The 12,066-nt window shown below is 39.4% G+C and carries 12 protein-coding genes; 9 read left to right on the top strand and 3 right to left on the bottom strand.

Features of this window, described 5'->3' with window-relative positions; all coding sequences use genetic code 11:
- Positions 1 to 11: 11 nt before the first annotated feature.
- The gene (locus CXF76_RS02040; RefSeq protein ID WP_024590952.1) at positions 12 to 479 is read right to left on the bottom strand and encodes a hypothetical protein; all 468 of its coding nucleotides are present in this window, start codon (positions 477 to 479) and stop codon (positions 12 to 14) included.
- A 1,285-nt stretch (positions 480 to 1,764) separates the two neighbouring features.
- Here CXF76_RS02040 and CXF76_RS02035 point away from each other — a divergent pair.
- Together CXF76_RS02035 and CXF76_RS02030 are read left to right on the top strand one after the other, a co-directional pair.
- Complete coding sequence (locus CXF76_RS02035; RefSeq protein ID WP_024590362.1) at positions 1,765 to 2,664, top strand: hypothetical protein; 900 nt, start codon at positions 1,765 to 1,767, stop codon at positions 2,662 to 2,664.
- A 181-nt stretch (positions 2,665 to 2,845) separates the two neighbouring features.
- The gene (locus CXF76_RS02030) at positions 2,846 to 2,941 is read left to right on the top strand and encodes a DUF4236 domain-containing protein (protein WP_076915493.1); all 96 of its coding nucleotides are present in this window, start codon (positions 2,846 to 2,848) and stop codon (positions 2,939 to 2,941) included.
- A 15-nt stretch (positions 2,942 to 2,956) separates the two neighbouring features.
- Here the strand turns inward: CXF76_RS02030 and CXF76_RS02025 are convergent, their stop codons facing one another.
- Positions 2,957 to 3,292 carry a hypothetical protein gene (locus CXF76_RS02025; RefSeq protein ID WP_024590361.1) on the bottom strand — a complete coding sequence of 112 codons (336 nt, stop codon included), beginning with the start codon at positions 3,290 to 3,292 and terminating at the stop codon, positions 2,957 to 2,959.
- A gap of 221 nt (positions 3,293 to 3,513) precedes the next feature.
- On the bottom strand, positions 3,514 to 4,449 hold the full coding sequence (locus CXF76_RS02020) for a LysR family transcriptional regulator (protein ID WP_024590360.1): 936 nt from the start codon (positions 4,447 to 4,449) through the stop codon (positions 3,514 to 3,516).
- 95 nt (positions 4,450 to 4,544) lie between these two features.
- Between CXF76_RS02020 and CXF76_RS02015 the strand changes: the two genes are divergently transcribed.
- The 7 genes from CXF76_RS02015 to CXF76_RS01985 all read left to right on the top strand — a co-directional run bounded on the left by CXF76_RS02015 (position 4,545) and on the right by CXF76_RS01985 (position 11,749).
- A complete protein-coding gene (locus CXF76_RS02015; RefSeq protein ID WP_024590359.1) occupies positions 4,545 to 4,979 on the top strand; it encodes a DMT family transporter in 435 nt (144 codons plus the stop codon).
- Between the two features lie 9 nt (positions 4,980 to 4,988).
- Positions 4,989 to 5,480 (top strand): DMT family transporter, encoded by a 492-nt coding sequence (locus CXF76_RS02010; protein ID WP_101162945.1) that lies wholly within the window; start codon positions 4,989 to 4,991, stop codon positions 5,478 to 5,480.
- A 642-nt stretch (positions 5,481 to 6,122) separates the two neighbouring features.
- On the top strand, positions 6,123 to 7,271 hold the full coding sequence (locus CXF76_RS02005) for a N(5)-(carboxyethyl)ornithine synthase (RefSeq protein WP_101162944.1): 1,149 nt from the start codon (positions 6,123 to 6,125) through the stop codon (positions 7,269 to 7,271).
- A gap of 170 nt (positions 7,272 to 7,441) precedes the next feature.
- Positions 7,442 to 8,806: a Na+/H+ antiporter NhaA gene (gene nhaA / locus CXF76_RS02000; protein ID WP_101162943.1), complete on the top strand. Its 1,365-nt coding sequence runs from the start codon at positions 7,442 to 7,444 to the stop codon at positions 8,804 to 8,806.
- A 510-nt stretch (positions 8,807 to 9,316) separates the two neighbouring features.
- Positions 9,317 to 10,258, top strand: a complete 942-nt coding sequence (gene hflK / locus CXF76_RS01995) for an FtsH protease activity modulator HflK (RefSeq protein WP_198551839.1) — start codon at positions 9,317 to 9,319, stop codon at positions 10,256 to 10,258.
- Entirely contained in the window at positions 10,255 to 11,238 is a 984-nt protein-coding gene (hflC, locus tag CXF76_RS01990) for a protease modulator HflC (protein WP_024590355.1), read from the top strand. The genes hflK and hflC overlap by 4 nt, the downstream gene beginning before the upstream one ends.
- 52 nt (positions 11,239 to 11,290) lie before the next feature.
- Positions 11,291 to 11,749, top strand: a complete 459-nt coding sequence (locus tag CXF76_RS01985) for an ATPase (protein ID WP_101162941.1) — start codon at positions 11,291 to 11,293, stop codon at positions 11,747 to 11,749.
- Positions 11,750 to 12,066: the final 317 nt, after the last annotated feature.

Here is a 12,066-nt window from a genome sequence, read left to right as displayed (position 1 = left end):
CCAATATCTTTTTAGGTTATCATGCCCACTAAACCTATAACTATCGGAACACATAATATTACAGCACTAAACAATGCGATATTTTTAGTACTTTTAGCTATACCCAAACTATCTACTTCACGCAGTGCTTTGCTTTCTATCATTGCATCCTCTTCTTTCGAAAGCCATTGTTTAACCAAGGCTTGTTCAAAATCTTTGTAATTACTTGATTCACATTTTTTTTGAACTAAAGAATACCCTTCAGTCTTTAACTGCTCAAAAAGAGAACATTTAAACTCCTTAATAGCTTCCTCTTCTACACTTGTATCTTTTACGGAAATATATCCATTTTTAATTCTTCTTAGGATTCCTGGCTGTATCTTTAAAGCCATCCACTGACGAATATCTAGCGGGTTTTCACCATCCTTAATGGTGATTTCTCCCTCTGACGTTTTTACTACATTTGCCGCGGCTGCTTTATAAATTATAGTAACTATCATCAAGTACCATCCTCAAATATTTAAGTTTTGATTTTCTAAGTATACCTAAAAAAGAGTCTATTACAAATGAAGTTTCGATATAAAGCTTTGAATAATAAGCAAAAATGCGGTGTTGCGGTATTGCGTTATCGTTTATCTTGGTACGTATTCGTTATCGCCAATATTGCTTGAAGTTCACATCTAAGTTTTGGGCTGATTATAGATGTAAATAAAATTGTCTCTAAATATGGCAATTAACATTAGTTGAAATAGGGCTTAACCTAGCTAAGCAGAATGCAGCTGAGTACATGCCCTGAATGATAATGGGGCAGAAACGAGTTACGACTGATAGCACTAAGCTGAATTTCGGCAAAGAACGAATAGCGGTCATTGTGATTGGCTAAAAATAGTTAATTACTCATATTGGTGTTTGTTCACATATACAAGTAAACGTGCTACGAGCAGACATTTGCGCGGCTCGCATACAGTCAAATTTTTACCCCCACAAACCGATATAATGAGGGAAATAAATCAATTACAAGAAAAACGATTTTAATTGGCGAGTTTAGTGTGCTCCAGTTTTTTATTGATCTTTAAGCTTAGCACGCTACAAAGCGGTTCGTGGATGAGTGATAGCCAGGTATTGAGGCGCTAGTTATATTAAGTTGTTCGAGGCGGAGGGTGGACTATATTTATTTAGTCAAGACGATTGAGGCATCTACTTAATAATTGGCTATAAAAAAACATCTTATTCTCTTTTATTGACTACAGTTTTAGGTGGCTACAGCGGTGCTAAAAACAAGAGTTATTAAAAAGGCGTTAGCCTGTGAATAAGTTACAAAACTTTAAGCATTAAAGCCACTCTTCAGTTTATACTCCTGTCGGCCTTTCCCCTAGCTACGGCATACCCCAAAAAATCACGACATTTCACACCTCAGAGTGATTCTAAGCGACTTTGTATGAAAAGTAATGCAATTTACCTGTGCATATGGAATTTCCTTATCGAGCCTCTAAGCTCCATAAAGAGAAGTTTATCAAGGCACGATTAGCTTTTTTTAGCTGGAAGATTGGTGAACGCGTTTTAAGGACTATTTTGCACTTAACTCTGTAAAGTCGCACTCGTTCCTCGCTACGGCTTCGCCTAGTTAAAATTAAAAGCCGCGATCGCGATATAGTGGGTTAGTTACCCATCCCCCATACATTAACTCTTAACGGGTAATGCTTTTGTAGTTGTTAATGCTTTAAAAGTAATGAAAAAGAAGTTAGAATAATGTTTCTTTTACGTTTATTTAATTATGGAATGATTATGATAAAAAATTTACTTTTAACATCTTTAATTGGACTAGTTTCTTTCTCAAGTTTAGCCTCGGAAACTCCACTTTACACTGAATGCTCAACATGTTTTTCTTTCGAACAGTTCAAAAATACAGCAAGATTAAAAGCTAAAGTAGATCGCCCTCGCGATGTTTATGTAATGAATCTAGATAAATCAATTATTGAGAAATTCAATGTTTCTAAGACCATTACAGGGTACAGGATATTAAAAGGAGATAATGAACCTGATGGTCGTGGTGGTCATATTCAAGATGTAAGAATACCTATATATAGTTGGACTGTAGATAGCTATGGTGTAGAGCAGGACGCTTTAAATACTTTTCATAATATATCTGATGCAAAAAGTGCTGTTGTTGCAAGCTTAGCTGGAGTAAGCGCAACTATTGTGCCTAAAGAGATTGCAGGTAGCGCTTGGGACTTAGTTGGATTTGGTGCAAAACAATATGAAGTTTCATCTTATTATAATGAACATACAACCCTAGAACAGGATATATCGAACTTTACAATCGCAGCGGCAAAAGTTTCTGGCGTTGCTGAAATTGAAAAAGTCTTTATGCAGGTTGCTTTTGATGACAAAAGCATTGCAATATATTCGTTATATGGAATTATTGGTGATGAGCTTATATGGGATTTTGAACATGGTAGAGATGTTGACGGAAACAAAGTTGAACCTACACTTCCTGTAACATCACCACGTACATATACCTTTAAAAAAGGTGGTTTATCAACTTTCTCAAATTTTTATGATGCTGCCGTGCGTTCTGGAGCCCAATTTTACAGTACCTCTGCTAAATCACCTTCTTCTGCAGGTCGAGTTTCTTGTGTAGGCGGTAAAGCTCCTGGTTCATATATATGTACTTATACAAAATAATTAATTAAAAAATAGAGCCTTGTAAAACAAGGCTTTAAAATACATGAAAGTTCAACTCCTATGTAACACTATTTCTAACATCCATTATGAACCTTATTAAGTTTTCTTTTGTTGCTCTGATACTTTGAGCTTTGTTAAATTAAGATATAGAGTAAACATTAATTAATGCAGGGACAGCTACATGAGATTTAGAAAGAGCATCAGAATAGGTAAGGGTTCAAGGGGCAACCTAGGAAAAAAGGGAATTACTAGCATTTCTGTTGGAGGTAAAGGTTGAATTCGAAGAGAGCTTTTATGTTTCATAGCTCTCTTCGATGAATGAACTTAAGTATTCAGCATTGGTCTTTAATTTATTTATCAAACTGTTTTTTCGACTAAGAGCGTTACCGTGATTTTTTGCCTTCTGTTTTTCGATTTTCATTTCTCGTTTATTGTGCTGTATTAATTCGTTTTTTTCAGTCAGTGTATTTCCAATTTCATCCGATTTTCTTTTTTCCTTTTGATAGCACTCGTTTAAATCTTTTTTAGTCTCTGATATTAGTATTTTTTCAGCTTCAATTTCTGCTTGTTCTTGCTCTACTTCGAGCTTAGCTTGGATGCGGGCATTGTCTAGAAGCGTATGGGTCACACATTAAGAATCTTCAATGTCTGCTAGTGGAACTAAGCCGAACTTCGGCAAAGAGCGAGAAGCAGACGGTCGAGTAAACTCGTTTTTGGACATAAACTTTTTAGAAAAGCAGTACTCCAATTATCGAACGCTGCCTTTTTAGCATGATAAAGCACTCAGTATGAATCTTACTTGGTATTAAACTTATTCAAATCACATGCGATGTTTCTAGCGACCAGCTCTTATTCAAACTGCCAGTAAAGCGGAGAACCGAACGAATCAAGGTAGTAATCGATAATCGCCCGAACATTCAGCGAAGGATGACGGGCATTCGGGTAGATTGCCGCGATGTGTTGCGACTCCGTTTTTATAGACTTATCCAGCTCCGGCAGTAGTACGATTAGTTCTCCTCGCTTGAGTTGGTCTCCAATCAGCCAATCAGGAAACAGCACGATCCCCATTCCCCCGAGTGCAGCAATCAACAACGTTTCAGCATTATTGGATGACATAAGGGGCGATACTGGATAGTGCACCCATTTCTCCCCGTGCCTACGCATCAGCCAGCGGTTTGGTCCTGACGAACCGCGATAGACCAAGCATTTATGATGGATTAACTCTTCAGGTGATTCAGGTATGCCGTGTCGACGGATATAATCTGGTGATGCAGCTAGATGATAGAACTGCTGGCCAAACACACGAGCATGAAATGAGGAGTCTGTTAGCACGCCAATCCGGAAAATTACGTCAGCTGAATCCCGGTGAGGATCGATGTAATCATCGGTCAGCGTGAGATCAATGCTTAGCCTTGGATATCGTTTAGTTAGACCAGCTAACGCCGGTGCTACATGTCGCTGTCCAAAGAATACCGGTGCGTTTATGCGGACCATACCTGAAGGTTCTAGCGTTCTTTCGTTGAGTTCTCGTCGCGCCTCCTCCAAGCTGCTCGTCATAGCACGTGCATAACGGATAAAAAGGTGGCCGCTTTCCGTCGGAATGATTGCCCGAGTATTACGATAAAAGAGTTGTTGTCCGAGTGCATCTTCTATTTGATGGATAACGCGCGACACCTGAGAGGCTGATATTCCTTTCCCCCGTGCCACCACAGAGAAATTCTGTGTTTCATAAACATTTATATAAATCATCAAGGCGCGTATGTTGATGTTCTCAGGTTTACTCATTTATGCATATCCTGCAAAGGTGTTTATCTAATTGTAGCATTTTTCTCATCCATGTTAAGGCGTAACATTATCTACCTGAACCACAGGAGATTGATATGCAACTGATACTAATTTTAATTGTAATTGCCGGAGGTATGGGGCTGTCCATAGAGGCTGGATTGCTAGGACCACTAGGCGAGGAAGTCGGTGATCTCTGGGCCACCTTTAGTGTATTTGGAGTGGGCGCGGCGCTTACTTTCTTGCTGATGCTATTTTTCAGCCCGCGTAACAGCCCATCGTTCTTTGCACAGCCATCTTGGCAACTGCTTGGCGGCATACTAGGACCTATTTACGTTATTATCCTGACCGTAACAACGCCGGCAATCGGCATCGCCATGACCATGATTGGCATCCTAGCAGGTCAGGTCTTTAAGAGCCTAATAATCGATCACTTTGGCCTACTTGGTACGCCACACAGAAAAATTGACATTAAACGTATAATCGCGCTGATTTTTATCATTGTAGCGCTGGTTATGGTTGCACAAGGCTAAGGTAACTTTATGACTATTATCATGATTATTCTCACCATCATCGGTGGAGCTATGCTGAGTATTCAAGCGGCTATCAACAGCCAGCTTGGAAGTAAAGTTGGTGTATTCAAAAGCGCGTTCCTAACATTTTCGATTGGAGCGCTAGTGACGGGGTTGCTGATCTTTTTCTTCGAACCTAAACACGCCTTGACCCTGATGGACGTTCCTAAATGGCAACTGCTGGGAGCAATGTTTGGTGTGCCATATATCGTTATTATGGTACTGGCCGTTCAGCGCATTGGCGCAGCTGTTGCCACTGTCGCCGTCATTTTTGGGCAGTTGACCATGAGTATGCTGATCGATAATTTCGGTTGGCTGGGAAATGAACCAATTCCATTCTCGCCGAGCCGACTCGGAGCTATTGTTTGCTTGGGCATTGCACTATATTGCATTTACTCTAGCAGCAAGTCAAAAGCCGTACTGGCGAAAGATCCACAACCGCATGCAGCCGCTAATAAATAATTTCAGTAAGTTCTAATGAGCCTCCTCTGAAGAGTGCCAGAAATTTTCTTGGTGCTCTTCAGTTGTTATGATCTGACTCCACAAAAGTAGACACCTAAACCATTCATGTTAACTCGTTTTGGGGCATAAACGAGTTAGTACCACCGTCCGCTCATGGCACTCTCCAGCCACTCGACAACATAAAATGTTGATAATAATTGGCAAGGTATTTTACTGTGTCGGATGGCGCTTCGCTTATCCGACCTACACTGGCACATAGCCGGAGTTGATATAAAAGCCAAACGTTCAGCTAACCCAATACAAGCTGATTAAATCTGCTCTACAGAGTAAATCATTAAGTTAAAACCTCAGTAATTAGCGAGTACTCCCTTTATTTCAGTTTGAGATACCCAAGTTAGTAATACTTATTTCTGATATACTCAGTCAGCACTTTTACTCAAAAGGTAATAGTCTTCAGCTTGCAACTCAATGCAAGTTAACTCACTGCTCTTCATTATTTATTGTCAAAATTACACCTTTGTAAAATAGAGTTGGTTCATCCGAGCCAAAAACGTACAGAAAAAACACCGCCTAAGTTTATTGGCGAAGTATGATGATTCGTTGATGAACTCAAGCGTACTTACTTTATAAACAGGACTTAGCATGAGTGAATTAACTATCGGCGTTATCGGAACATCCCGCAAGACAGATGAAAGACGGTATCCTATTCACCCAGAGCACTTATTACGAATTCCCGAAAATCTTAGAAAACAAATGGTGTTTGAACAAGGCTATGGCACCGCTTTTAATGTTAGCGATGAATATATTGCAACGTTAACGGGTGGCATTGCATCTCGCAGCGAAATACTTACCCATATTGGCACTGCTATTATTGCAAAGCCTGTACTTGCTGACTTAGAAGAAATGCGCGAAGGAGGCACTATTTGGGGCTATGCCCACTGCGTTCAACAGCATGAAATAACACAAGCGGCGATAGAACGTAAACTTACCTTAATTGCTTTTGAAGATATGTATGTGTGGTCACCACAAGGAAATGCAGGGCGCCATACTTTTTATAAAAACAATGAAATGGCAGGGTATTGCGCTGTAATACATGCTTTGCAACTTAAGGGTATTGATGGTCATTATGGCGATCAACGTAAAACGATTATATTTAGTTTTGGTGCAGTGAGTAGAGGCGCAATTTACGCTCTTAAAGCGCATGGTTTTAGAGATATTACAATTTGTATTCAGCGTCCTGATCACGAAGTGCGTGAAGAAATATTAGATTGTCATTATGTTAAGGTACGAGAAGGTCTTGAAGGAGAGGCTCGCATGATGGTTGTTGAGCATGATGGGACTAATCGACCTCTTGGCGATCTAATTAGCGAAGCCGATATTATCGTTAACGGGACTTATCAAGAAACAGCTCATCCGGTTAACTTTGTAATTGAATCAGAGGCCGAGTGTTTAAAACCAAACAGCTTAATTATTGATGTTAGCTGTGATGAGGGGATGGGATTCTTTTTTGCAAAGCCGACAACGTTTAAAAACCCTTTATTTCGATATAACAACACGGATTATTATGGCGTTGATCATACACCGAGTTATTTATGGGAAAGCGCGACGCGTTCAATTTCTGCGGCGCTCATAGTTTATTTACAAACGATACTTAAAGGTGCTTTGCAGTGGCAAAAAGATGAAACAATTCGCCGTGCAATAAACATTGAGCAAGGAATAATTAAAAATACGGCTATTTTGGCATTCCAAAACCGCGAAAATATTTATCCTTATAACGTAATAACACAATGATTAAATCTATCTCTAATCTAATTTTACATTAGATTAATTAGGGGTGTGCACTTCGTCTTAATGCTAGTAATTTTAAGGCGAAGTGTTTGTTGACTGATAGTAAAACTGGAGAACTTAAATCTTAAAAGTTTTGATAAAACGAACACCCATAATTTATAAGGCTACCTGATATGCCTAACGATTCTAAAAACATACTAAATCGTGGCTTAGACTATATGCACGACCCATTTTCTAATTTTATGCGTGCTCAAACCACCTCTAGTCTGTTTCTTCTGGTATCTACAATCATTGCACTATGGTGGGCAAATTCAGCTTATTCAGCTACCTATCTGAACTTAGTGCATACGCCTATTGGAATCTCTCTAGGAAACTTTGAGCTACAAACCTCGCTTAAACACATTATTAATGATGGTTTGATGGTGATATTTTTCTTATTGCTAGGGCTTGAAATAAAACGAGAGGTACTTGCTGGAGATTTAGCTGAGCCCAAAAATAGACACATGCTCATTTTTTGCGCCATTGGCGGAATGGTCGTGCCGGCTGGTATTTATTCGCTGTTTAACTGGGGGCAAGATTCACTGATTGGTTGGGGTATACCCATGGCAACCGACACTGCGTTTGCATTAGGTGTGCTTACAATTGTAAGAAAACATATACCAACAAGCTTGTTGGCTTTTATTGTAGGTCTTGCGATTGTTGACGATGTGGGGGCAATACTCGTTATTGCCGTGTTTTATACCCAAGAAATATCGGTGATGTATTTGTCATGCGCCGTTGTTCTATTTGCTTTTTTAGTAGCCGCCAATTATGCCGGAATAAGGCAGCCGCTTTTTTACATTATTATTGGTCTTGCCACCTGGTGGATGATGTTACAGTCAGGTGTTCATCCTACTGTAGCAGGTGTTGCTATTGCTTTAACGGCTCCTGCACGCTCAATGTTGGGCTCAGGAAGATCGCTTGAAAAGGCAAAAACAACCATTACCTCTATGCAAAAAGAAATAGAGAAAGTAGATGTTCTGGCTAGCAGACAGGATCATAAACAGGTACTCGAAATTCGTGATTTAGCCGAAAATGCAGGTACACCTTTGCGTCGGTGGGAAGATGTGCTGCACCTGCCTGTCGCACTGTTTATTTTACCGCTGTTTGCTTTAGTTAATGCGGGTGTGGTTTTTAACTTTAGTTCATTTGTTGAGAGTCTCAGTGATCCCGTTGGCTTAGGTATTATTAGTGGTCTTGTTGTTGGTAAGTTTATTGGTATTTCGGGTGCGTGTTGGCTTGCTTTACGCTACAAAATAGGTTGCTTGCCTGAGGGCATTAATCTTCAGCATGTTATCGGTGCTTCACTTATCGCCGGGATTGGATTCACCATGTCTACCTTTATTGCTACGTTGGGGTTTGATGGGCAAGCCGAGCATCTTCATAACGCAAAAACATCGGTTTTAGTGGCTTCGGTTCTTTCTGCAATACTTGGGGTTTTATATATTCGAGTGGTTGCCTCAAAAAAGAGCAATAAATCAATTAATTCAACGCCATAATAGGGCGTGAAGGGGCTAATGGGTATTCAATAATGTGTACTCATTAGTTGTACTTAACCCTTTATTTATCAATTAAACCTATTGTTTAAAACACGCTATGTGTTGTAGCGAACAGACCAATTAAAATAAATACGCTAATGTCTTACTAAGGTTTTTTGGCTTTAAATTAATCTATAAGTGCATGAATTTAAATCTTAAAACTATTCCTTAAATCATTACCCCTAAATTATTACCCTTAAATTATACAGAGGAAGTTATCACCTAGATTGCGAAGCACGCTAGCGCTTTAGGCTAGGGCTTATGACAATCTAAAGTAGTAATAAGGCTCCATATTTTTGGTTTCTTAAAAAGGAGAATATTATTTCTACACAAAACGAAAATAGTCCAAATTCTAAAAGTAAAAGCGGTCCGCCAGATATCGATAAAGTGATGAGCGGTGCGTTTCAAAAGTATAAGAAGTTGCTGAGTGGAAAATTTAGCACAAGTTTAACCATAGTACTGTTTTTGGGATTGATTGCTACAGGCTATAGCGCAGTCTATACCGTTCCCAGTGATTCAGTTGCTTTGGTATTAAGGTTTGGTAAGTTTCAAGAAATTCTGCCTGCGGGCTTACATGTAAAAATCCCATTAGGTGTTGATCACGTCACAATAGTGCCTACCAAGCGGCAATTAAAGCAGGAGTTTGGTTTTTCTACTCCTGGAGCCTCCGACCCAGATCAAAATATTAATCCTGAAAATAATATTCGCGCATTTGCGCCAAAAATTTCACCTGCAACAAATCAACGCGAAGAAACCCAAATGGTAACGGGCGATTTAAACACTGCGCTGATTGAATGGGTAATTCAATATCGGATAGCCGATCCCCAAAAGTACTTATTTGAGGTGCGCGACCCGGCAGGCACTTTACGATATGTGTCTGAATCAGTTATGCGTGAAGTTGTAGGCGATAGAACTGTAGATGAAGTAATTACCATTGGCAGGCAAGGGATTGAAATTGAGGCATTACAAAAAATGCAGGCATTGGCAACCAAATATGTAATGGGGATTAGTATTGATCAGGTTCAACTAAAAAATATTAACCCACCCGTACCAGTACAAGGGTCGTTCAATGAAGTTAATCAGGCTCAACAAGAGAAAGAAAAGTTGATTAACGAAGCGCGTCGCGAATATAACCGCGTTATTCCGCTTGCTGAGGGGGAGCGCGATCAACGAATAAGAGAGGCTGACGGTTATCGCCTTAAGCGAGTTAATGAAGCTGAAGGCGACGCTCTGCGTTTTAATGCGCTGTTTGCAGAGTACCAACTGGCACCTGAGGTAACACGCAGACGAATATATATAGAAACAATGACAGATGTTATGCCAACGATAAAAAATAAAATTATTATCGATAGCGAAGCACGCGGTGTATTACCTTTACTCAATTTAACTTCACTAAAAGGACAGCAGCCATGAAATCTTATTTAATCGTTGGCAGCAGTATTTTAGCTGCACTTGTAGGGGTTACTTTGTATAGCGCTTTATATACGGTTAACGAAGTAGAGCAGGTGGTTATTACTCAGTTTGGTAAACCGGTTGGAGAGCCAATTAGAGAGGCGGGTATTCAACTCAAAATGCCTTTTGTTCAGCAAGTTAATTTTATTGATAAGCGCGTGCTGGAATGGGAAGGAACACCTTCTGATATGCCGACCAAAGATAAGCTTTATATTTCTGTAAGTCTTTATGCGCGGTGGCAGGTTACCGATCCGTTGCAGTATTTTTTACGTTTAGGTGATGAGCGAAGCGCACAGTCTAGGCTCGATGATATTTTTGGTAGTGAAACGCGTAATGCAGTAGCCACACACGAATTAATCGAAATTATTCGTACAACGAAAGGTCGCCAACCTTTGCGTGACTCGTCACTCACCGAGGCTGAAAAAGAGCAGAATATTGGTAGTTTAGTGCCTATAAGCATGGGACGTTTAGTTGTCGAGCAAGATATATTTAATGAGGCGGCAAAAAAAGTAAAAGTATTTGGTATTGAGCTTATGGATATTCGCTTTAAACGTATTAATTATAACGAAAGTGTACGCCCTAAAATCTATGAACGTATGATCAGCGAACGTCGTCAAATAGCAGAACGCTTTTTGTCAGAAGGAAAAGGCGAAGCTGCCCGTATACAAGGTAACAGAGAGCGAGACTTAGATAAAATTCAATCTGAAGCCTACCGAGCAGTAACAGAAATTAGAGGTAAAGCTGATGCTAAAGCAGCCGCTATTTACGCCTCAGCCTATAACAAAAATGATCAAGCAGTCGCATTTTATGCATTCACCCGTTCGTTGCAGGCGCTTGAACTTGCCCTTAGCCAAAACACAACATTGGTATTATCGACCGACAGTGAGCTATTTCAGTATTTACAACACACTCAGGCGAGTGAGCCTAATCCTAAAAATTAGCATGCTTCATATTTAAATATTGTATAGATATCATCAAACTTAGGAGCAATAAATGCAAATTGAAACAATTAGAGATGTACTCAATTGGACCGTTTTATTTCACAAAAACTTAAAAGATAGCCTAAACCAGAGCTCTAAACAAAATAAGGATGAGGGAGCACGAATGATGCTTCGCTACCTATCTGAGCATGAGGAGAGTTTAGAGAATATTGTACAAGGATTTGAAAATACGGCAGACGTAAAAGCGCTAAACACCTGGTGTTTTGATTACATCGAAAAGCACTCAATTATTGAGCGCGTTGATTGCAACTCACTCTTTGAAGAGCTAGATATCTCGGACATTATGGAGAAAATAGTAAACCATCATGAACAAGTTATTGAGTTATACATTCATATATATTCTCGTGTAGATATCGAAAGCGCAAAAACGTTGCTTGATACAATAAAAGATATTGAAGAAAATGAGATAAAAAGAATTGTGCAATCGGCTAACCGGTTTTCAGATATGTAATCGACTGATTGAACTGGCAATATTAGTGTATTACTAAGGTGTCAGTTCAATCAAATGTATGTGATATCAATTTATATCAAGGATCTTTTCTTTTAATCGAGTTAAGTAAAATGGTTTGGTGTGCTCAATATATCCGGACAGTCAATTCTAGTTTATTCAGTTATACCAATCTGCTTATATACGGGGTCTATTTAGCAACGTTATAGAGTGATTTAATTTGTTTTAATTGCTCAAATATTTATGCAGGTTGGTATTAAAATGAGAAGCAGATGATATGGCATGTCTGTGAATCTACTTACTTTTCATTAGATTATTCC

Source organism: Pseudoalteromonas sp. 78C3 (genome assembly GCF_002836695.1).
In the GTDB taxonomy this organism is placed as follows: domain Bacteria; phylum Pseudomonadota; class Gammaproteobacteria; order Enterobacterales; family Alteromonadaceae; genus Pseudoalteromonas; species Pseudoalteromonas arctica.
The sequence above is the reverse complement of the archived record's forward strand: the minus strand, read 5'-3'. Positions and strand labels throughout refer to the sequence as shown.

Coding starts and splice junctions, on each gene's coding strand:
- CXF76_RS02005 (WP_101162944.1), top strand. CDS start 6,123: ATGAGTGAATTAACTATCGGCGTTATCGGAACATCCCGCAAGACAGAT.
- CXF76_RS02030 (WP_076915493.1), top strand. CDS start 2,846: ATGAGATTTAGAAAGAGCATCAGAATAGGTAAGGGTTCAAGGGGCAAC.
- CXF76_RS02015 (WP_024590359.1), top strand. CDS start 4,545: ATGCAACTGATACTAATTTTAATTGTAATTGCCGGAGGTATGGGGCTG.
- CXF76_RS02020 (WP_024590360.1), bottom strand. CDS start 4,449: ATGAGTAAACCTGAGAACATCAACATACGCGCCTTGATGATTTATATA.
- CXF76_RS02010 (WP_101162945.1), top strand. CDS start 4,989: ATGACTATTATCATGATTATTCTCACCATCATCGGTGGAGCTATGCTG.
- CXF76_RS01985 (WP_101162941.1), top strand. CDS start 11,291: ATGCAAATTGAAACAATTAGAGATGTACTCAATTGGACCGTTTTATTT.
- nhaA (WP_101162943.1), top strand. CDS start 7,442: ATGCCTAACGATTCTAAAAACATACTAAATCGTGGCTTAGACTATATG.
- CXF76_RS02035 (WP_024590362.1), top strand. CDS start 1,765: ATGATAAAAAATTTACTTTTAACATCTTTAATTGGACTAGTTTCTTTC.
- hflC (WP_024590355.1), top strand. CDS start 10,255: ATGAAATCTTATTTAATCGTTGGCAGCAGTATTTTAGCTGCACTTGTA.
- CXF76_RS02040 (WP_024590952.1), bottom strand. CDS start 479: ATGATAGTTACTATAATTTATAAAGCAGCCGCGGCAAATGTAGTAAAA.